Below are 19,091 nucleotides of genomic sequence, written 5' to 3' on the forward strand. Positions count from 1 at the left end.
CCTCCCCCTGTAAAGGGAATAAATTATTATTCACAAATTTAAAGGAGGATGCATTATGGCTACTAACACTAAGATGATGGGAATGGGTTCTTTAGCAATTGGAGCCGCAACGTATATTATGCAAAATAAAGAACTGCGGGACAAATTGATGGGACAAGTTCAATCAATGATGCCTGGCAGCAAATCTTCTTCCAGCAAAAGTTCAATGGATGAAACATCTACGATGGATGGAACATCCACGATAGATAAAACGTCCACAATGGATAAAACAACCACAACAGATCAAAAGTCAATGGGCAGCATTCTTGGGGCTTCAAAAGGAAAATTGCTAAGTTCTCTTGCTATGGGAGCTGCAGCCTATTTAGCGACTAATAAACAAGCCCGCAAAAAAGTAATGGGGCAAATGGGAATGTCAAAATTCAGCTCTAGCGAATCGGCTGACACCGGCAGCACTGGCAGTGAAGTTTATAAAGACAGTCTGCCTTCCACATCTGTTCCTAGTGGAGCATATGATGATGAAATGTCTAAGACTCCTTCATTTGGAAAAGCTTCTTATAATGGAGATATGGTGTAAAAATGAAAAACAGGACCCCCAAATGGCGGGTCCTGTTTTTTTTGTTCTTTCTTTTAACATAGAAGAATTTGCTGATTACGTGTTCAAACCGACTCAGGCCTTTTCTTCCGGTCTTGTTCGAATGGAACCGGCTTTCGGACTCGCCCTTGCTTTTTTGGCTTTCCCCTGTCCGAATGGAACCGGCTTTCGGACTTGCTCTTGCATTTTTGGCTTTCCCCTGTCCGAATGGAACCCGCTTTCAATCTTGCTATTCTCTGTTCGATTGCGACCTATTATGCCTGCTGTATCGACTGTTTTGAACCACCAATCCCCAGATTTTATTTTTACTCCTCAAATATTTCTTTTCCAAATTTTTCTTTAATAGTAAGGTAGATTATAGATTTTTATTTTTTTGAAACTTATTCGTCCCATGTTTGCTCTAACTATTGAAAGGAGGTTGGGAGATGGAACATGAGGAGCTCGTTAGGCTTGCTATTAAAGGAAATGAGAAAGCATTTGAAACACTCGTAAAACAGCAAAGTGAGAAATTATATAAAACTGCATTTATGTATGTACGTAATAAAGAGGATGCCTTGGATGTCCTTCAGGAAACTATTTATAAAGCATTTATCTCAATTGAAAAGGTGAAGCAGCCGGAGTTTTTTCATACGTGGCTTACAAAAATACTTATACGGACCTCTTTTGATTTACTTAGAAAAAGAAAGAAACTCGTATTAGACTTTACTAAGGATACCCCGACAAAAACAAATGATATTGATGGAAAGATAGATTTAATAACCGCCATCTCAAAGCTAAGCGAAAATTATCAAACGGTAATTATTTTATTTTTCTATCATGATCTTCCTAACCGAAATATAGCGGAGATAATGGATATTCCCGAGAATACCGTAAAAACCTATCTGCGCCGGGCAAAAAAGGAGCTTAAACATTCATTGGAGGGAGTGAATTATTTTGAACAAAGAGCTTTTCAATAAGGAAATTAATGAAATTGAAGTCCCTAGCTTTGAAGTTTTCTCTGCTATTAATAAAGGCCTAGAAAAAGGCAGGATGGTAAAATCTCACAAAAAAAGAAAAGCAAAATCTAATATAATTGGAGTATTAAGTGCCGCTGCTGCAACAGCTTTTTTCGCCTCAGGATTTATTTTTGCACCAGTAACGAACGTTTTAGCCGACGTACCCTTAGTCGGGTCATTCTATGAGAAGCATAGCATGCAGATCGGAGAATCGTTGCAGAAAAATAATCTAATTACAAAGCTTAACGAAAAAGCCACCTCCAATGGAGTTGAGGTTACACTTACAAGCACCTATTATGATGGAAATGTGTTAGGAGTTACTTTTATTGCAGAAGGTGATCGAATTTCATTAGACGGGAACGGAACTGAGGGGCCAGAAAGCGGATATTCATACCATTTATTCAGCGAAGATGATAGAGAAAATTGGTCTGGCGGCATGACTATGTTAACTAAAACAAAGGATGGCCACTACACGGCATCTATGGAGTTTTATAATAATAGAGATGAAAGTTTACCCAAAACCTTCAAGCTTCCCCTTGTATTCACAAATATGGGTGGTATCAAGGGCAGCTGGAAGTTCGAGGTTCCGGTTAAACAGCTTCCAATTCAAACTATTCCTATTCAGGGACAAAGCCATTTGGAGGGATATTCTATAAAAATGGACTCTATACACTCTGGAAAAGCGACCACCCTGCTAAAGTATAAAACTACTTCCCCATTTAAAGAGGATGAAATTGAAGTAGCCGCAGAGGATAGTCAAGGTAAAAGGTTATTGCTTCAAGATGCTGACACATTATCAACAAAAATGACCCAAGAGGGCTATGAAAAAAGGATTCGCGGGCTTATTACCAGTAGGATAAATAGTGATGCTAACTATTTAACTGTTCAGCCTGTAATAAGAAGAAAGGAAAAAAGAGCTATAAAATCGCTTAATAATGGAACTCCTTTTATGATTGAAAGCAGCCGTTTACATTATAAATTAAACGTTAATAAAATAAGCCAAAATGGAAATAAGCTATTCGTCAATTATTCTTTGGAGAATGTAAACAAAAAAGCGATTCGAAAAGACATCCTTCAAAATTTTGCTGAAACTGTTAACGTAGTTAAATCTAAAAAGTTTCTACTAAGTGAAAAAGGTGATATTCGTTTTGATTTAATGGAAAAGAATAGGTTAAGCGTTAGCACGGCTTCCCTTCTGCAGGATAATAGAATGGATTTTCAATCAACTTATATATTGGATAACCAAGAAGATTTTGATATAAAAGATTACTCTCTGGTTATTCCATTCGATATCTTAAGCCTAAATGATCCTATTAATATGAACCCTATTAAGGTTGAATTAAACAAATAAGGGGCTGAACCATTTCAGTCCCTTTTACCTTAATTTTTGCCACTATACCCTTTCCAAGATACCGGAATTCCAGTGTTATATGTAATTAATAAATCCAGCTTACTTGTTTCGCTTTCGATTTGACTTTTTTGTTTTAACGGACCGTGAGACTGGCTGCTTTCTGATCCATTTAATATACTTTTTAATTTCGTCATCATCTTTTAGTAATGAAATTGTGTTTAGCCTTACAGCAAGCTCTTTATTTGTATATATAGCATGAATTTGTTTATGGCAGGCTTTGCAAAGAAGAGCAGTAGGCAAAAAGGTGCCTCCCTCTTCTTTGGGAGTTAAATGGTGGACCGTTAATTCAACTTCATCCCGTTCACATAACTCACATATTCCCATTAACTTAGCCATTTAATACCACCCATACTTTTTTCGTTATCGTTTCCCAATCGGACTTCGGTTACATAACGCTTGCTTTCGTTACCGTTTTCCTTCTCAGCAATAGACTTCGATCACTTAAAGTGTACATAAGCTACTGTTTGAATCGGATTGGGAACACTTTTTTAAACACGGCTTGTTTATTCATTTCCATCGAGCTAGTATTTAATCCATAACCTCAACTAAACGCAAAACGCAATGGCTAGGCCATTGCGCGGAAGCTAATTATTTCCCTGCTGCTGTTGAAAGGCTGACTCCTGAATGGATTATTCTCTCGGGATGTGTATACACATTCATTGATTCGTTTCGGATAAATCCAATTGCGGTAATACCCAGATGGTCCGCCAGCTTTAAAGCAAGTTCAGTCGGTGCGGATTTTGATAAAACTACTGCACATCCGATCTTGGCCACTTTTAATAAAATTTCAGAGGATATCCGGCCGCTGAAGACGATAAATTTATCATCAATTGAAATATTGTTTTTCAAACAATATCCATAGATTTTATCAAGGGCGTTATGCCTGCCAATATCCATCCGCATGATGATTGGACCTTCTTTATCACATAACGCTGCATTATGGACACCGCCGGTCTGCTGAAAAACCGCTGCAGAATCCTGCATGTTTTTCATAAGACGGAAACAGTCATCTACTTTTATTTTTACAGTGTTATTTGTCATTTTCTTAGCGGTTAAGGCATCTGAGGCAAAAACAAATCCCTGCCTGCTGGCACCGCAGCAGGATGTGAGATACCTTTTTCCCTGTAAATCCTTAAAATACGGATTTTGTCGGGAGGTGGTAACATGTACAAAACCTTCCTTTTCCTGAATCCATAAATCTTCTATATCCTCTTGGCTCTTAATTACTCCCTCTGAGGCAAGAAAGCCAATTACCATGTCTTCTATATATTCAGGCGTACAGACCATTGTAACAAATTCCTGTCCGTTCAATTTAACGGTAACTGAATATTCCGTAACGATGTGGTCCTCAACACGCTCGGCGTGGCCATTTCCAAAGCGAAGGATCTCGCGTTTTACTTCGACTGGTTCCATCATAGCCATCCCTTCTATGGTAACTAACTTCTTTTTATTACCTATTCTTCTAATATCCTAATTACCCGATAATTAAACAGCCCCCGCCAATGTGGCAGGGGCTGAATGATTAGACTTTAAGAGTATGGTCCTCGTTTTGATGCTGAGCCTGATCTTCTGGAAGCTGGGTAGTCCGTTCCATTTTGCTTGTGTCTGTGCCCATTCCTTTTAGGAATTCAAACATAAGTGCAATCGACCTGTTGATTTCCGGATCCTTTAAGGATCTGAAAAGGTCAAATAGGCCAATTCGATCATCATCATCTTTCATTTCAGCTACTCGGGCAATACCTGAATTCACCTTTAACAGCATGGGTTCCAGCTGTTTAACATTCAGGGTGCCGAGAACCCCAACCATTAAAAGCAGGTTCCTCAGAGTATTGGCCGTTTCTGGAGTATCCGCCTTCTTGACAAGAATATTGAGGATTTTATCTCCTTCGGCTAAAAGCCCGCTTACCAGAGAGATAAGTCCCCGCTCATGGGCATGCTGGATAACTCCGACCGTTTCCAAAAGAGCCTCTTTATTTTTTAAAAGGGTATCTTCTATTTCACGTAAATCGTTCTTTCGCTGATCTTCTTCACTGATTCGGATACGATGAATTTGCGTTGTCGCTTTAGCCATTTACCCTTTCCCCTTTCCGCACGAGATCACCTGGGAAGATGTAATCATTACGGGCCCATTTCTTTTGAACCTGAACCCCCATTTGAGGCTGTGGATTGCCATAACGGAAGTTAGTTCTTGGAAGAGGGTTAATTCCTTCTACCTGAAGAATTTCCATCTTGGCCATCGTTTCCTTATATGCAGGAGTATCGGTATCTTTATCTGCCGCACTGCTTGTCAGATAGTTGATTGCCCCTTCACCTTGGTCGTTCATTGGCAGGTATACTTCATTTCCTTTTACCCTGGAAGTAATCGTACATTTGATTTTTAAATTGCCATAAGGAGATGTCAGACGGACGAGCGTACCATCCTTAATACCTCTTGCAGCTGCAAGCTCCGGAGAAACCTCAAGGAATGCTTCGGGAGTTTTTGAAGAAATTCCCTTAGATTTATAAGTCAGGTTTCCTTCATGGAAATGCTCGAGCAAACGGCCGTTATTTACATGGATATCATATTCTTCTTCAAATACAAGCGGACGTGTCCACTTAACCGGATAAAACCTTGCTTTTCCATCCGGGAACGGGAAGCTGTCTTTGTATAGAAGCGGTGTGTCAGTTCCATCTTCCTTAACAGGCCAAACTAAACTGTTGAAGCCTTCAAGCCGTTCGTAGGATACGCCTGAATAGATTGGCATGAGTTTTGACGCTTCATCCATAATGTCCCTTGGATGCTCGTAATTCCATCCGGCACCTAGAAGGTTGGCAATTTCCTGAATAATTACCCAGTCAGGCTTAGATTCGCCCATTGGTTCCATAACCTGATACAAACGCTGAATCCTTCTTTCTGTGTTTGTAAAGGTACCTTCTTTTTCAAGGCTTGGGCTTGCAGGCAATACAACATCAGCAAACTGTGCAGTTCTCGAGAAGAAGATATCCTGTACAACAAAGAATTCAAGTTTTTCATAGGCTGCATGGACGTGATTAATATTGGAATCAACTAATCCCATTTCTTCGCCTTTTACGTACATCGCTTTTACAGTGCCACCATGAATGCCTTCGATCATATCATGGTTGTTGATGCCAGGCTCTGGTGGAAGTTTTACACCCCATGCCTTTTCAAACTTCATGCGGGCTTCATCATCTGTAACATATTGATAACCCGGCAGCTGAGTTGGACTGCTTCCAAAATCCCCTGCTCCTTGAACGTTATTATGTCCACGAAGCGGATATGCACCAGCGCCAGGTCTGCCATAGTTGCCTGTAACTAATAGAAGGTTGGAAATCGCTGTACTTGTGTCACTGCCGCCAAGATGCTGGGTAACACCCATTGCCCATAAGATACATGTGCCATCTGACTGGTGAATCGTTTCTGCAATTGTGACAAGGTCTTCTTTTGAAATCCCAGTTACTTCCTGAGCAAATTCAAGTGTATAAGGCTGCAGGCTAGCGATATACTCTTCAACCCCATTAACACGGCTTTTTATGAACTTCTCATCGGCCCAGCCCTGGTCAATGATATATTTAGTCACTGCTGATAACCAGACTAGGTCTGATCCAGCGCTTGGGTGAACAAATAGGTCTGCACGTTCTGCCATATCATTCTCACGGAGATCCGCAACAATGAGTTTCTGTCCTCTTAATTTATGAGCTCTTCTAACCCTTGTTGCCAAGACTGGATGAGCTTCCGCTGTATTAGATCCAACAATGATAACAAGTCCTGCTTTTTCAATATCCTTGATGGTTCCTGCATCACCGCCGTACCCCACAGTTCTAAAAAGTCCAACCGTTGCCGGAGTCTGGCAGTAACGGGAGCAGTTGTCAACGTTATTGGTTCCAATCACTTGTCTTGCAAGCTTTTGCATTAAATAGGATTCTTCATTTGTACATTTTGAAGATGTGATGAATCCCATTGACTGAGGACCCGATTGGTCGCGAATCTCGGCAAATTTACGTGCTACTAGATTCAACGCCTCATCCCATTCTGCCTCACGGAAGCCGTCTCCTTCACGGATTAAAGGCTTGGTCAAACGCTCTTCGCTATTCACAAAGTCCCAGCCAAATTTTCCTTTAACACAAGTTGAAATTCCATTAGCAGGAGCATCTACGCTAGGTTCAACCTTTAAGATTTCGCGGCCCTTTGTCCATACTTCAAAGCTGCAGCCTACACCACAGAATGTACAAACCGTTTTGGTTTTGTTAATTTTTGCATCTCGTGCTGCTGATTCCATATCAGAGATAGCGAGAATGGATCCGTAGCCAGTTTCAACACCTTTTGTTATTTCAATCATAGGACGAAGTGTATCTTTTGCGATGCCGGTCAAATATCCAGCTTCGCCAACCATGCCTTTTTCCATCATGGCATTACATGGGCAGACAGTAGAACAGTGGCCACAGGATACACAAGATGATTCATTGATTGGTACGTCGTTGTCCCAAATAACACGCGGACGATCACGGTCCCAATCGATTCGAAGTGTTTCTGTTACCTGTACATCCTGGCAGGCTTCAACACAGCGGCCGCAAAGAATACATTGATCGGGGTCATAGCGGTAAAATGGATTGGAATTATCCTCTTCATACGGTTTGTGTGCAAATGGGATGCTTTGATGGTTAATTTTCATTTCTTTAACGGTGTTATGTATTGTACATCCGCCGTTATTGTAATCACAAACAGTACAGTACAGTTCATGATTATGAAGAATCCGGTCCATCGCCATGGTTTGAGACTTCATAACCTCCGGTGATACGGTATCAATTACATCTCCGTTTTTTAATTGTGTGGAGCACGAGCGAACCAGTTCCCCGTTAACCTCTACTATACAGGTATCGCATGTTTCAATAGGTCCAAGACTAGGATGATAACATACTTGCGGCACTTCAATAGAACTATTATTTAAATGCTGAATAACAGTATGTCCACGGTCAGCTTCGACCTCCACTCCATTAATCTTCACTTTTATTTTTTCTGTCAAGATGGTTTCACCCTTTCTCTCTTTTTATCTCTACAGAAATAATTAAATTTCCTCTTTTTTTCACTACCCAACTTGCCAAAAGGAAAAACATAAAGGACTGAAACTTATTGCTTTGCCTGCCTGATTGCCTGCCAGATGGTTTGCCTGAAACAGATTAAGGGAAGAAGTGAGAAAAAAAAACGAAGGGACTAATCTCTATGAAATTCATAATCTATAAAAGTAACAATCAAAATGGAAAGGATGGCCATGAGGTATACGGAACGATTAATGCGTCTTCACTTGAGGTTGCGAGTGACCTGATGTACAAGCGCTTAAGAAAAAAAAATCCGAAAGTGGATGGCCAATTGTATTTGATTGTTCCATATACATCCGAACTTGAAATCAAAAAAAACAAACTGCCATCATTAAAAGATAAATCCTTCCGTATTCTGCAATATCGGTGTATTAACGAATAGCTTTATAGTGGAATATTTTTGATGTATACTTATTTTATAAAAATTTAGGAGTGATAAATAATGGCTAAATCCACCGCCAGAAAATGGCGTGACAAGCTTGTCCGGGAAGGAAGAAGAAATCCGGAAGAATCCAGGAGCCCCTTTGCAGCTGCTGATATGCAAACAAGAGTAACTAAAAATAAAAAGGATTATCTATACCGCAGTAAACACAAGAACCAGCCCCTCCAGGAAGGAATGGATGGTTCTTTTTATTTTGCCCAAATACTCCCCACATCTCCATTTTATTTAACCCCCCTATTACCCTTAATGTTCCAAAAATAAATACTATATCCATAATTTCCAGCCTGCTATAATACAATCTAGGAAACTGAAAAAAGAAAGGAAAATGAGGATGGATATAAATCGTTTTGAGGCTCTGGTGAAGAAGCACGAAAAAAGCGCGGCAGTGAATAAGGGAAGCTACCGTTTTAAAGTGTTGCTTTTTACAGGACTTGGCTATGGCTATGTACTCTTTTTTCTCGCATTATTTTTATTTTTGTTAGGAATCTCCATTGCTATGTTTGCTGACGGCCATTTTAGTTTTGGAAATTTAAAAGTACTCCTCCTCACTGGAGCTCTTTCCTTCTTTATTTTGAAAGCTTTGTGGGTTAAAGATGAACTGCCTGAGGGCTATTATCTATCAGATACTGAAACTGCTCCATTAAGAGATGTCATCAACGAAATAAGCTCGCAGCTTAATACTCCGCCTATTCATAAGATTGTTTTAAATTATGAATATAACGCAGGGGTGAGACAGTATTCAAAGTTTGGCTTTGCCGGCCCTAAGCAGAATATTTTGCTAATTGGTGTGCCTCTTTTATCAACCCTTAATCCGGAGCAATTTAAAGCTGTACTGGCTCATGAGCTTGCCCATATCTCCCATTCAGATACTGCTTTTGGGGCAAAAATTTATCGTGTAAGGCAAACATGGGAAAGGCTTTTAGTTTCACTTGAGGAAAACGAGCAGTTTGGAACCTTTATTTTCCGTAAGTTTTTTCAATGGTATTATCCAAGGTACAATGCTTACACTTTTGCCCTTGCTAGACAGCAGGAATACGACGCAGATGCCGTTTCTGCAAGGGTAACATCACCTGAAACTGTCAGGGATACTTTATGTACAATTCCTATTGGAGCAACGTATTATTATGACGATTTCTATAATGAACTGTTTCACGACTGCTCCAAAACGAATGAGGTTCCAAATCCTTATTCCAACTTCATCATTAAATTTAAATCTCTGAACGAAGCGTACAGATCAAATCTTTTAACTAAAGAGTTAAAGTTAAAGAGTTATTTTTCTGATACCCATCCTTGTTTAGCTGACAGACTTGCTTCTATTAACGCTCAACCATCCTTACCAGCCATAGCAGAGAAAAACGCCCTTGAGGTTTTTATTCGTAATGACAGAGATATTCTACATGATTTCGATCAGTCCTGGATTCAGGAAAATGGAGACGAATGGAAAAACGATCAAAAAGAGTTTAACCAATCCAAAGTTAGATTTGATGAATTATCTGGATGCACAACTTACAGCCTTGATGAACTTTATGAAAAAGCTAAGCTGGCAGAAGGGTTTAAGGGCATGTCTGAAGCGGAAGCGATTTATAAAAAAATCATCGATTCTTATCCGGCCAATGAACAGACTGCACCTGCTTATTTGAATCTTGTGCCATTCATTTTGAAAGAGACGATAAGGCCGACGAGGCTATTTCTCTTACGAAAAAAGCAATAGAGCTGGATTGGAAGGCTCGTCTTCCCGGCTTAAACATGCTTTGTGATTACTATTTTCATAATGAGATGAGGAAAGAATTCGAAGCCATAAGAGATGAACTGGAAAAATGGGAGGATCTTGTTGATCAATCCGATGACGAATGCAACTACTTCCACCCTGCCGATTTATTTGTTACTGCTGATTCTAGCGAACAAATACTAACACATGGGATAGAACAAATCCGAAAAAATACGATCATAACCGAAGCCTTCCTTGTAAGAAAAGTACTTACTGCGATACCTGAAAGAAAACAGTATCTTTTGGGATTAAACATCATATGGCCAAAAGGAAAAAATCAGGAAGAATTCGAGGAGAAATTATACGAGAAGTATACGGAAGAGCTTAGTGCATTTGAAGACACGGGAATCGTTATATTTAAGGAAAAAGACAAACTTGAGGAATCGATTAGAAATATTGAGGGTTCTATGATCTTTAGCAGATTAAAGAAGGACCAGGCATCATAAAAAAGCGTGAGCGCCCGGCAGCTGCCTTGGATAACATCATTAAAGCTTACCTCTTTGGAGAGGCTCACGCAGCTTCGCGGCGAGCTGAAACAAAGACTCGAGGAATAAACGTTGGGGCAGGCGGATTACTTTAATTTTGCCTTAGCACGGACACTAGCTGCACCAATGGTCATGAAAGATATCAGGCTTCAAGGCTGAAAACTCGCTAGCCGCTGTTGTTAGACAAATTTTAAAGTTAAATATAGTCATGTAATCTATCAACTTGAGACTGCCCGAATCGACTCGGCGGTCTTTTTTATTAAAAATAGATGATTTTCAACAAAAAATAGACTTTTTCTGTTCCGGTATGTATTTTTGAGGATAAAAACCGGACTATTCTTAGAAAATTTTAAACTTGGTTAGTGAAATGCACGGATTTTATAAAAGAATGCACGTTTTTCCAAGAAGAATGCACGTTTTTCCACAGAGAATGCACGGTTTTCCAAGAAGAATGCACGGTTTGTCCGGACAATGCCCTTCCTATACTTACATCTGGATGTCCCACTTTAGTTTTTCTTCATTAATTCTACTATTTTGTCTTTCGGATCCCAGCAATTAAATTTATAGTCTGGCTTTGTTTCATATCCAAGCCTGTCACAAAAATAAGTCATCCTATCATTCTTTCTTTTTGCTAAAAAATTTTTGCATGTTGCACAGCAATGAAAATCCTTCATTTTAACTCCCCCAAACCAAAGCCTTGCAGTTACTACTATAATACAAATAGAATAAGAGGCTGACAACTACCTGCCAGCCCCTTAAACTTCTTTATTTACTCAGTGATTTTTGGCCTGTTTGATTCGTTCTTAATCCATAACCTTTTTGGAATAATGGATGAACTTTATCGTGATTATTAACCTGTTCCATATTCAAAGGCCATGTAAATGAAAGTTTCCCTGTAAATTGGTAGTCTCCGAAAAGAACGTCTGCTACACCGGCGCCTTCGCTTCCAGGCAGCCATGAGGCTATAAATGCATCCCAATCCTTAATTTCATCGGATACGATCATTGGGCGTCCGGATTGAAGAAGAACTACCATCGGCACACCAGAAGCTTTAACCTTATTTAATAGATCAATATCCTCCTGAAGCAAGCCTAAATCATCGCGGTCTCCAAACATTTCAGCATAAGGAGGTTCACCGATAACAACGACTGCAACATCATGTCCTTCAGCACCAGCACCATCGTTACTAAAATCAACCTTCGTGTTTGGCCCAGCTACTTGCTTAATCCCTTGTAAAATAGTTGTTCCCGGAATTAGATTTTTCTCCGGCTGACCCATCCATTGAGGTGATCCACCCTGCCAGCTAATGGTCCACCCGCCAGCCTGGTACCCCATACTATCTGCTTTCTTACCAGCAACAAAAATATTTAAGCCGTCTTTCTTAAGTGGCAGAATGTTATTTTTATTTTTTAATAATACTTGAGATTTTCTTACTGCTTCTCTCGCAATCGCACGATGTTCCGGCTGGCCAATTCCTTGTTTTACAAGGTCTCTGTCAGCGTATGGTGTTTCAAACAAACCATTCTCAAACTTTACTCGTAAAATTCTTGTCACAGCATCATCGACCCGTGTTTGTGAGACTTCCCCAGTACTAACCAGTTCTTTTGTTGTAGTGATGAATTTTTTCCAGTCATTTGGAATCATGAATAAATCAACACCTGCATTGACACTCCGTTTAACTGATTCTCTAAAGTCATTGGGCACAATCTGCTGCGGACCATTATAATCAGAGATAACAAATCCAGAGAAGCCTAGCTCTCCCTTCAGTACTTCAGTTATGAGGTGATAGTCACCATGAGTTTTTAAGCCGTTAATACTTGAGTAGGTAACCATCACGGTTCTTGCTCCAGCTTTAATGGCTTCTTTATATGGCTTGATAAACTTTTTGATTTGCTCGTCGGTATATTCTGTTACGTTTCCCTGGTCATCGCCGCCTTCGGTTAAACCATCGCCAACGAAGTGCTTAATAGAAGATACTACATGAGCACCCTTTAAGAAATCACTGTCCTTAGGGCTTCCTTGCAATCCTTCTACAAGAGCGGAGCCAAGTTTTCCAGTATCCTGTGGATCTTCGCTATAGCCTTCGTACGTTCTGCCCCAGCGAATATTTTGCGGTGCAGCAAGGACTGGAGCAAATGTATAAGAAATCCCTGTTGCTCGAACTTCCTCTGCAGTGGCGCTGCCTATACGTTTCATCAAATCCAAGTCATCTGCAGCTCCAAGTCCAATGTTATGTGGAAAAATAGTCGCCCCATAAACATTATTATGACCGTGCACGGCGTCAATCCCATAAATAATTGGAATTCCTAATCTTGAAGCCAAGGCGCCGCTTTGGAAGTTATCCACCATATCCGCCCAATCTGTTGGGGTATTTCCGGTTGTCGGCAATGACCCCCCTCCGCTTAAAACAGAGCCAATACCATAATTTTTAATATCTTCTGCCGTGACAGAAGTTCGTTCAGGCTGAACCATCTGTCCAATTTTTTCATCCATTGTCATTCTAGAAAGCAAATCTTCTACTCTTTGTTCAACCGGAAGCTTAGAATTTTTGTACGGAGCAATGGTCTCTTGTGCTTTTACATTTTTAGACATTGTCCCTACTGAGGATCCTACTGTTAAAGCTAGTAGTGTAATACCAGTAAAAATAGAATTTCGAAGTTTACGTTTGGACAACTTTCATTACCTCCAATATATTTTATGGAAAATAAATTAAAAGATATGCCTCCTCTCTTTTATTGAACGCGCTTACAATTTCACTATACATTACAAAATTTTTAGAAAAGCGAAATAATTTCTGGATTATTTTGCGTATTTCTGGACTATTTTGCCTCAATTTCCATATACAGGACTATACTCTCAGGGTATTAATCTAACAAAAACCATTTATTAGGAAGAATGAATTACTAGATGAATCCATGTTCCTAGATAGTTATTTCTTTGCAAAATATATTTTCCAAATAATATTCTGGTATCAAAAAAACAGCCTCTTTTTGAGGCTGTTCACGAACTTAACTTATCTTGGTGCCCATAAAATAACTGCTACTCCAGCTAAACAAATGAATCCACCAATCCAGTCATATAAATCCGGAATTTTCCCATCTATTCCCCAGCCCCACAAAATGGCCAAAATGATAAAGACGCCTCCATAGGCTGCATAAACCCTTCCAAACGACGGAAAGCTCTGAAAGGTTGGAATAATCCCATATACAATCAGTATGGCAGCCCCTGCAGCACCATACCAGAATGGACGGCCTTCCCTCAGCCAGAGCCAGACCAGATAACCCCCACCTATTTCAGCAAGACCTGCAAGAAGAAACATTATGATAGCTTTCAAATTAACCTCAACTTTCTTTCATAACAAATAAAAAATTTTTATAATACGCTAATTAACCTTATATTAACATTATGTTTACATTAACTTAACAGAATTGTTGGAAAAAATGGACCATTTTCCCCATGATTCGCCATTCTTCCTTCTGTTAGGATTACCTTAAGGGCAAATTTTACGAAAGTAAAAGACGCAAAGCCACGGGCCTAAAGCAGATAATATACTGACATGGCAGCCGGGCTGCAATAGATGCTTATAATGCCTTTAAACAAATAGTGGAAGGTGTTTTTTAACAATGAAAACAATTCTAATCGCGGATCATTCCCTGTTTTCAAGAAGCATCCTTAAAAAATTGCTGGCGAAGAGTGATTATCGTGTTATTTCCGAAGCAGATGACGGAAAAGAGGCTGTTCGAAAGTTTTTTCATCTTCATCCAGACTTTGTGCTAATGGATTATGCCATGCCAAAAATGAACGGTATTGATGCTCTGAAAGAGATTATGAGAATTAACCCCCGCGCAAATGTCATTATGTTTTCTTCATTAGAGTCAAGAGTCTTTATCGATGAATCCCTGGATTTTGGTGCCAAGAATTTTCTTGTTAAACCCTCTTTTCAAGGGTTAATTCCTGCGCTTGATCGGATTGAGGTATCTGCTTCTTAAAACAATCTTAGAGTAAGATAGACAGCTGTAGCAAACATAATCACTGCAGATAGCTTGTTTAATACCACAAGCACTCTTCCACCCCGATCAAGCAGACCTGTAAATCTTCCTGCTACAGCCAGACCTGCAAACCACAGCCATGATACAGCAATGCAGGAAATTGTAAAAGCTATTTTATTTGTACCGCTATATGTAAGTGAACTTGTTCCTATGACCCCAATCGTATCCATGATCGCATGAGGATTCAGAAGCGAAACTGAAGCTGCAAACGTAATTTGTTTTTTCCATGAAATAGTTACGTTATTATCACTTCCATCGGAAGGATTGCTTTTCCACGTCGCTATCCCCATGTAAATTAAAAATACAATTCCCAGTAACAGCAGTACTGAACTTATCCATGTGCTGCTAAGTACTATTACTGATATTCCCACAACTGCCAGGACAATCAGCAATGTATCGCAGAGAGCTGCTGTCAAAATGGCAGGTATTGCTTTGGAAAATCGTGGCTGGACAGCTCCCTGGTTAAAAATAAAAATGTTCTGCACGCCTAAGGGGAGAATAAGCCCCAGGGCAAGGGTAAATCCATGTATTGCTGCAGTAAACAAAGTCAGTCTCTCCTTTTAAACATTAACATTTTCTTTTTTTCTTCTAAGCATATACAAATCAGGCTTATCAATCTCCATAAAGCCAAACTGATTATATAAACCGTGTGCATCGGCCGTGCTGAGCATCAATTTTCTTACTTCCTTTAATTCTGACTGCTCCGTTATGACCTCCATCAGCCATTTGGACAAGCCTCTGCCCCGATATTCAGGAATAATAAATACATCCATGATCCAGCCTAAACGAACGAAATCTGTTAAAACCCTCGCATTACCCACCTGCCTAACAGTTCCATCCCCTCTATCCCCTTTAAAAACACCAAAGCAAAGAGACGAATTCCGAATAGCCTTTTCTACATGCTGCCTGCTTATTCCTTTTGCCCAATAGGATTCCTCATTTAAAAATTGATGTATAACTCCTATATCCAGGTCCTCTTTTTCTGTTGTGATAAAAAATCCATCTTTTTCCCAAACCGGCACTTTGTCCACTCCCCTTTGAATAAATTCTAAATATTTCGGCAAAGCTATATCTAAAAAACTCAATGGACCAGGTGTAAAATGAACGTTATCTATTATGTAAATGAGCGTGTTTCTTTAAACGGATTATCAATAGAGGAAAGTGTTTCCCTACAAAAAGATTATCTATTAAAATATCTCAAAGAGCAAAATTTCCGAATCGAATGTTTAAACCCCTATCAGCTTAACTCCTTTTATACGATTCCGCATGCACTTTTATATGATTTACAAGAGGATGGCGGGCATCATGACTGTTTGCTGGTGTATAGTATGGAAGTCCTGGATAATTTTATTTCCGCATACCCGGGAAAATGGCTTATTTTAAAAAGCTTCTTCAACTGTATTGTGGAGGCTGAATCCTCGGTCCTGCATTAATGAAGCGCCTACTAGTAGGCCCATCACGGACAAATCTTCCTCGGTCATGCATCTAAGAAATGTCCTTGAGAATGCTCATCCTGGAAAAATCTTCGGTCTTGCATCAAAAAATGTCCTTGAGAATGCTCAGCAGGAACCTCTGCATAGGACAAACGAGGCAAAGACAAGTGGCACCAAAAGGATAGCCAAGCCGACGCCTTGGAAAACTGTTTTTCTTGTAAAATGATGCTCCCTTCTTAACAGCCTACCCGGAGTTTTGACTAGTATATTAAAAAAAAAAATGGATTGTGACAAATATAGCGGGGGAACATTTCATTCCCCATCCATGGTTATTTACCAAGGCAAAAAAGGAAATGATCAGTGGTATACACTCCGCTTCTGATCAATGATCTTGCCAGTACTAATTTTCCAATCGCTGAGTTGTTTTTCTTCATCCCATTTTCTACAGTTACAGGTCGTGAACCAGAAAAGTTAGCGGTCCCATCAGGGTTACTTTTTTAAAACTCATTATATTTCTCCCCTAAAAAAACTTTCCTTTTAATAGAATCCCACTAAAAGAATGGTATAAAAAAACTGATTCTTCATAGATATATATCAATAATCTTCTAAAAAGGATGTATGATATAGTGTCAGAAAAAATCACAGTCTATTTAACAATGGAAGATGTAAAAAGTTTTAGAGAAGGGGAAGTTGTTCTTTCCCGACCCGAATCGGCTGCCATAAGACTTGAAAAATCGATGGATGAATGTGAATGGGCATTATTTAATACAGCAGTTCAAATAGAGCTTACAAACATTCTAGACGTGGTTGAAAAGAGAGAACTAAACAGCTTACCGATTGCCCCAAACGATCCAAAGCTTTTTTTTCGAATACAACGGTTTTATTAAGAATGTTATGGCTACACATAAAAGGAATCGGCAGAAATGCCGATTCCTTTTTTAACTGAACTTTTTTTGTTTCGGGTGCTTCCATTTATACATAATAGAAGCAAGGATATTGGCAAGAAAAAATAATGGGTTCCCCTGAACATTCTCCTGAAGTGCCAGCTCCCCTGCATTCATTTTATCGTACATCTCACCTTGGGACTTTCCTTTAGCTCTGTTCTTTGCTTCCTCTTCTTTTAGTGCTTTCAAGAATCGATATTGTAAAGGCAACAGCAATAAGGATATGAAGACATACACTGACAAGATTGCTAGAAATACCTATAGACCCATTTTGCCCCCCATATTTAATTAGGTTTTAGTGGGAGCATTATTTTAACCGCTGTCCCTTCCCCTTCCTTGCTTTTAACCATAATGCTTCCACCATGGTTTTGAATAATATGAAAGCTTGTCATGAGGCCTAGCCCTGTTCCCTTTTCCTTAGTCGAATAAAAAGGTTCGCCAAGCTTATTCATTCTTTCTTCTGGGATACCGCAGCCGTTATCCCTTATCAGAACAGCAGCATTCTCTTCTTCGACAAAGGAAGTGATTTCAACAGTCCCCATTTCTTCTATGGCTTCTAGTGCGTTTTGAATAATATTCATGAATACCTGTTTTAAGGAGTTTTGGTCACCTTCAACTGCAGGTAAATCATCGTCCAAGCGAAAAATTATTTCCTTATTCTTCATAAGAGCCTCGGTTTGCAAAAGCTGGATAACCTGCCTTAATAAATGATCAAGTTGGATGATGGAGATTTTTTCAGGATGTGGTTTTGCCATAGATAAAAATTCAGAAATAATGGAATCCACCCTGCTCAATTCATCAAGAATAACCGTTACAAATGCAGGATTGAGCTCTTTTTCTTGTTGCAGCATCTGGATAAATCCCTTAATGGGAGTTAGCGGGTTTCTAATCTCATGTGCCACCGCAGCAGCCATTTGGCCGACCAAAGCCAGTTTTTCTGACCTTTTAAGCAGCTCGGTTGTTTCCATTCTTTCCTGAACATCACGTGAAACTGAAATCATTTCCTGAAAATGTCCTTTTTCATCGTAAACGGCTTTTATGGTGGACTCCAGCCAAACATAAGATCCATCCTTTTTTCGACAGCGATACGTTACCCGATAATTTTGATTTATTCCTTCCTCCAAATCCCGCCATAGCTTACTAACTTTTTCAAGATCATCCGGATGGATAAAGTCTCTTGCTGTTTTTCCCAGCATTTCCTTCTCGCCATACCCTATAACTGTTTGAACCGAGGGAGATGCATATAAATAAACTCCATCCATTCTATGCAGCATGATAATATCGGAGGAATAATCCGCAAGCAGACGATACTTCTTTTCATTTTTTATCAAATTTTCTTCGATTTCCTTCGTTTCTGTAATATCAATGACCTGGGCAAGGCAGAATTCCCTTCCCGATGCTTCATCTAATATTTTGGACACATTCAATATACCAGTTATCATTTTTCCCGATTTATGAATATATCTTTTTTGAATCTGATATTCTTTCCTCAGTCCATTCGCAAGCTCAAGGTAAAGGACATCATCATTTATAAAATCATCCGGATGTGAAAAATCTATGATAGAAAGGTATTTAAGTTCCTCAAGGGAATAACCAATAAATTCGCTAAAGGCCTGATTGAAGCGCATTTCAGAAAAATCAAGTGTGCTTACCAGCTGAGGAATTCTTGATTGTAGAAAGATTTCTTTGAATAAGCTTGATTGAAACATATGGCCTCCTGGAATTCGAGAAGATAAGGTATAAGATTTAATTGAATTATCTTTATTTTCATTATAAATCCTGATTTTATATTATCAAACCAAAAAATGTAAAACCTAACAAAAATTGATCCTCACATGATGGTTTTCATTGATGTTAACAATTAACTACTCTTTTTTT

General features: G+C 39.4%; 21 protein-coding genes and 1 riboswitch. Of the genes, 10 read left to right on the plus strand and 11 right to left on the minus strand.

Going from position 1 to position 19,091, the window contains the following annotated elements; all coding sequences use genetic code 11:
• Positions 1-55: 55 nt before the first annotated feature.
• The 3 genes from AC3WR0_RS09960 to AC3WR0_RS09970 all read left to right on the plus strand — a co-directional run bounded on the left by AC3WR0_RS09960 (position 56) and on the right by AC3WR0_RS09970 (position 2,938).
• Positions 56-574, plus strand: coding sequence for a hypothetical protein (locus AC3WR0_RS09960; RefSeq protein ID WP_492552174.1), 519 nt, complete (start codon positions 56-58; stop codon positions 572-574).
• Positions 575-1,017: 443 nt separating this feature from the next.
• The gene (locus tag AC3WR0_RS09965; RefSeq protein ID WP_492552175.1) at positions 1,018-1,548 is read left to right on the plus strand and encodes a sigma-70 family RNA polymerase sigma factor; all 531 of its coding nucleotides are present in this window, start codon (positions 1,018-1,020) and stop codon (positions 1,546-1,548) included.
• Entirely contained in the window at positions 1,526-2,938 is a 1,413-nt protein-coding gene (locus AC3WR0_RS09970; protein ID WP_492552176.1) for a DUF4179 domain-containing protein, read from the plus strand. Before AC3WR0_RS09965 ends, AC3WR0_RS09970 begins: the two co-directional genes overlap by 23 nt.
• Positions 2,939-3,037: 99 nt before the next feature.
• On the opposite strand, the gene hlpB is transcribed toward AC3WR0_RS09970, so the two are convergent.
• From hlpB to fdhF, 4 genes are all read right to left on the minus strand, one after another.
• Positions 3,038-3,334, minus strand: coding sequence for an HNH nuclease-like protein HlpB (gene hlpB, locus AC3WR0_RS09975; protein ID WP_492552177.1), 297 nt, complete (start codon positions 3,332-3,334; stop codon positions 3,038-3,040).
• Positions 3,335-3,586: 252 nt separating this feature from the next.
• Positions 3,587-4,411 (minus strand): formate dehydrogenase accessory sulfurtransferase FdhD, encoded by an 825-nt coding sequence (gene fdhD, locus AC3WR0_RS09980; RefSeq protein ID WP_492552261.1) that lies wholly within the window; start codon positions 4,409-4,411, stop codon positions 3,587-3,589.
• Positions 4,412-4,520: 109 nt separating this feature from the next.
• On the minus strand, positions 4,521-5,069 hold the full coding sequence (locus tag AC3WR0_RS09985) for a helical membrane plugin domain-containing protein (protein ID WP_492552178.1): 549 nt from the start codon (positions 5,067-5,069) through the stop codon (positions 4,521-4,523).
• Positions 5,062-8,019 (minus strand): formate dehydrogenase subunit alpha, encoded by a 2,958-nt coding sequence (gene fdhF / locus AC3WR0_RS09990; protein ID WP_492552179.1) that lies wholly within the window; start codon positions 8,017-8,019, stop codon positions 5,062-5,064. Before fdhF ends, AC3WR0_RS09985 begins: the two co-directional genes overlap by 8 nt.
• Before the next feature lie 197 nt (positions 8,020-8,216).
• On the opposite strand from fdhF, the gene AC3WR0_RS09995 reads away from it, so the two are divergent.
• From AC3WR0_RS09995 to AC3WR0_RS10010, 4 genes are all read left to right on the plus strand, one after another.
• Positions 8,217-8,474: a hypothetical protein gene (locus AC3WR0_RS09995; protein ID WP_492552180.1), complete on the plus strand. Its 258-nt coding sequence runs from the start codon at positions 8,217-8,219 to the stop codon at positions 8,472-8,474.
• Between the two features lie 60 nt (positions 8,475-8,534).
• Positions 8,535-8,795: a ribosome rescue factor BrfA gene (gene brfA / locus AC3WR0_RS10000; protein WP_492552181.1), complete on the plus strand. Its 261-nt coding sequence runs from the start codon at positions 8,535-8,537 to the stop codon at positions 8,793-8,795.
• A 70-nt stretch (positions 8,796-8,865) separates the two neighbouring features.
• Entirely contained in the window at positions 8,866-10,245 is a 1,380-nt protein-coding gene (locus AC3WR0_RS10005) for a M48 family metallopeptidase (RefSeq protein ID WP_492552182.1), read from the plus strand.
• Between the two features lie 65 nt (positions 10,246-10,310).
• Positions 10,311-10,748 (plus strand): hypothetical protein, encoded by a 438-nt coding sequence (locus AC3WR0_RS10010; protein ID WP_492552183.1) that lies wholly within the window; start codon positions 10,311-10,313, stop codon positions 10,746-10,748.
• Positions 10,749-11,293: 545 nt separating this feature from the next.
• On the opposite strand, the gene AC3WR0_RS10015 is transcribed toward AC3WR0_RS10010, so the two are convergent.
• The 3 genes from AC3WR0_RS10015 to AC3WR0_RS10025 all read right to left on the minus strand — a co-directional run bounded on the left by AC3WR0_RS10015 (position 11,294) and on the right by AC3WR0_RS10025 (position 14,121).
• The gene (locus AC3WR0_RS10015) at positions 11,294-11,461 is read right to left on the minus strand and encodes a hypothetical protein (RefSeq protein ID WP_492552184.1); all 168 of its coding nucleotides are present in this window, start codon (positions 11,459-11,461) and stop codon (positions 11,294-11,296) included.
• A gap of 91 nt (positions 11,462-11,552) precedes the next feature.
• Complete coding sequence (locus AC3WR0_RS10020; protein WP_492552185.1) at positions 11,553-13,460, minus strand: glycoside hydrolase family 3 protein; 1,908 nt, start codon at positions 13,458-13,460, stop codon at positions 11,553-11,555.
• Between the two features lie 340 nt (positions 13,461-13,800).
• Positions 13,801-14,121: a YnfA family protein gene (locus AC3WR0_RS10025; protein WP_492552186.1), complete on the minus strand. Its 321-nt coding sequence runs from the start codon at positions 14,119-14,121 to the stop codon at positions 13,801-13,803.
• A 151-nt stretch (positions 14,122-14,272) separates the two neighbouring features.
• A riboswitch (cyclic di-GMP riboswitch) is annotated at positions 14,273-14,363 on the plus strand.
• A gap of 47 nt (positions 14,364-14,410) precedes the next feature.
• Between AC3WR0_RS10025 and AC3WR0_RS10030 the strand changes: the two genes are divergently transcribed.
• The gene (locus AC3WR0_RS10030) at positions 14,411-14,776 is read left to right on the plus strand and encodes a response regulator (protein WP_492552187.1); all 366 of its coding nucleotides are present in this window, start codon (positions 14,411-14,413) and stop codon (positions 14,774-14,776) included.
• On the opposite strand, the gene AC3WR0_RS10035 is transcribed toward AC3WR0_RS10030, so the two are convergent.
• Positions 14,773-15,381, minus strand: a complete 609-nt coding sequence (locus tag AC3WR0_RS10035; protein WP_492552188.1) for a LysE/ArgO family amino acid transporter — start codon at positions 15,379-15,381, stop codon at positions 14,773-14,775. The two genes, AC3WR0_RS10030 and AC3WR0_RS10035, sit on opposite strands and share 4 nt — an antisense overlap.
• Positions 15,382-15,396: 15 nt before the next feature.
• Positions 15,397-15,858 (minus strand): GNAT family N-acetyltransferase, encoded by a 462-nt coding sequence (locus tag AC3WR0_RS10040; protein WP_492552189.1) that lies wholly within the window; start codon positions 15,856-15,858, stop codon positions 15,397-15,399.
• 78 nt (positions 15,859-15,936) lie between these two features.
• Here AC3WR0_RS10040 and AC3WR0_RS10045 point away from each other — a divergent pair, with 78 nt between their 5' ends.
• Together AC3WR0_RS10045 and AC3WR0_RS10050 are read left to right on the plus strand one after the other, a co-directional pair.
• Positions 15,937-16,269, plus strand: coding sequence for a hypothetical protein (locus AC3WR0_RS10045; RefSeq protein ID WP_492552190.1), 333 nt, complete (start codon positions 15,937-15,939; stop codon positions 16,267-16,269).
• 626 nt (positions 16,270-16,895) lie between these two features.
• On the plus strand, positions 16,896-17,156 hold the full coding sequence (locus AC3WR0_RS10050) for a hypothetical protein (RefSeq protein WP_027322855.1): 261 nt from the start codon (positions 16,896-16,898) through the stop codon (positions 17,154-17,156).
• A gap of 51 nt (positions 17,157-17,207) precedes the next feature.
• Here the strand turns inward: AC3WR0_RS10050 and AC3WR0_RS10055 are convergent, their stop codons facing one another.
• Both AC3WR0_RS10055 and AC3WR0_RS10060 read right to left on the minus strand, forming a co-directional pair.
• A complete protein-coding gene (locus AC3WR0_RS10055; protein WP_492552191.1) occupies positions 17,208-17,450 on the minus strand; it encodes a DUF3949 domain-containing protein in 243 nt (80 codons plus the stop codon).
• A 47-nt stretch (positions 17,451-17,497) separates the two neighbouring features.
• Complete coding sequence (locus tag AC3WR0_RS10060; protein ID WP_492552192.1) at positions 17,498-18,922, minus strand: PAS domain S-box protein; 1,425 nt, start codon at positions 18,920-18,922, stop codon at positions 17,498-17,500.
• Positions 18,923-19,091 lie beyond the last annotated feature (169 nt).

It is taken from the genome of Neobacillus sp. FW104-15D2 (assembly GCF_058790155.1).

What these genes read in the sequence shown, in the direction of transcription:
- AC3WR0_RS10005 (WP_492552182.1), top strand. Translation starts at nt 8,866, where the DNA reads ATGGATATAAATCGTTTTGAGGCTCTGGTGAAGAAGCACGAAAAAAGC.
- AC3WR0_RS10060 (WP_492552192.1), bottom strand. Translation starts at nt 18,922, where the DNA reads ATGTTTCAATCAAGCTTATTCAAAGAAATCTTTCTACAATCAAGAATT.
- AC3WR0_RS09995 (WP_492552180.1), top strand. Translation starts at nt 8,217, where the DNA reads ATGAAATTCATAATCTATAAAAGTAACAATCAAAATGGAAAGGATGGC.
- AC3WR0_RS09985 (WP_492552178.1), bottom strand. Translation starts at nt 5,069, where the DNA reads ATGGCTAAAGCGACAACGCAAATTCATCGTATCCGAATCAGTGAAGAA.
- AC3WR0_RS09960 (WP_492552174.1), top strand. Translation starts at nt 56, where the DNA reads ATGGCTACTAACACTAAGATGATGGGAATGGGTTCTTTAGCAATTGGA.
- fdhD (WP_492552261.1), bottom strand. Translation starts at nt 4,411, where the DNA reads ATGGAACCAGTCGAAGTAAAACGCGAGATCCTTCGCTTTGGAAATGGC.
- AC3WR0_RS09965 (WP_492552175.1), top strand. Translation starts at nt 1,018, where the DNA reads ATGGAACATGAGGAGCTCGTTAGGCTTGCTATTAAAGGAAATGAGAAA.
- AC3WR0_RS10010 (WP_492552183.1), top strand. Translation starts at nt 10,311, where the DNA reads ATGAGGAAAGAATTCGAAGCCATAAGAGATGAACTGGAAAAATGGGAG.
- AC3WR0_RS10030 (WP_492552187.1), top strand. Translation starts at nt 14,411, where the DNA reads ATGAAAACAATTCTAATCGCGGATCATTCCCTGTTTTCAAGAAGCATC.
- brfA (WP_492552181.1), top strand. Translation starts at nt 8,535, where the DNA reads ATGGCTAAATCCACCGCCAGAAAATGGCGTGACAAGCTTGTCCGGGAA.
- AC3WR0_RS10015 (WP_492552184.1), bottom strand. Translation starts at nt 11,461, where the DNA reads ATGAAGGATTTTCATTGCTGTGCAACATGCAAAAATTTTTTAGCAAAA.
- AC3WR0_RS10045 (WP_492552190.1), top strand. Translation starts at nt 15,937, where the DNA reads ATGAACGTTATCTATTATGTAAATGAGCGTGTTTCTTTAAACGGATTA.
- hlpB (WP_492552177.1), bottom strand. Translation starts at nt 3,334, where the DNA reads ATGGCTAAGTTAATGGGAATATGTGAGTTATGTGAACGGGATGAAGTT.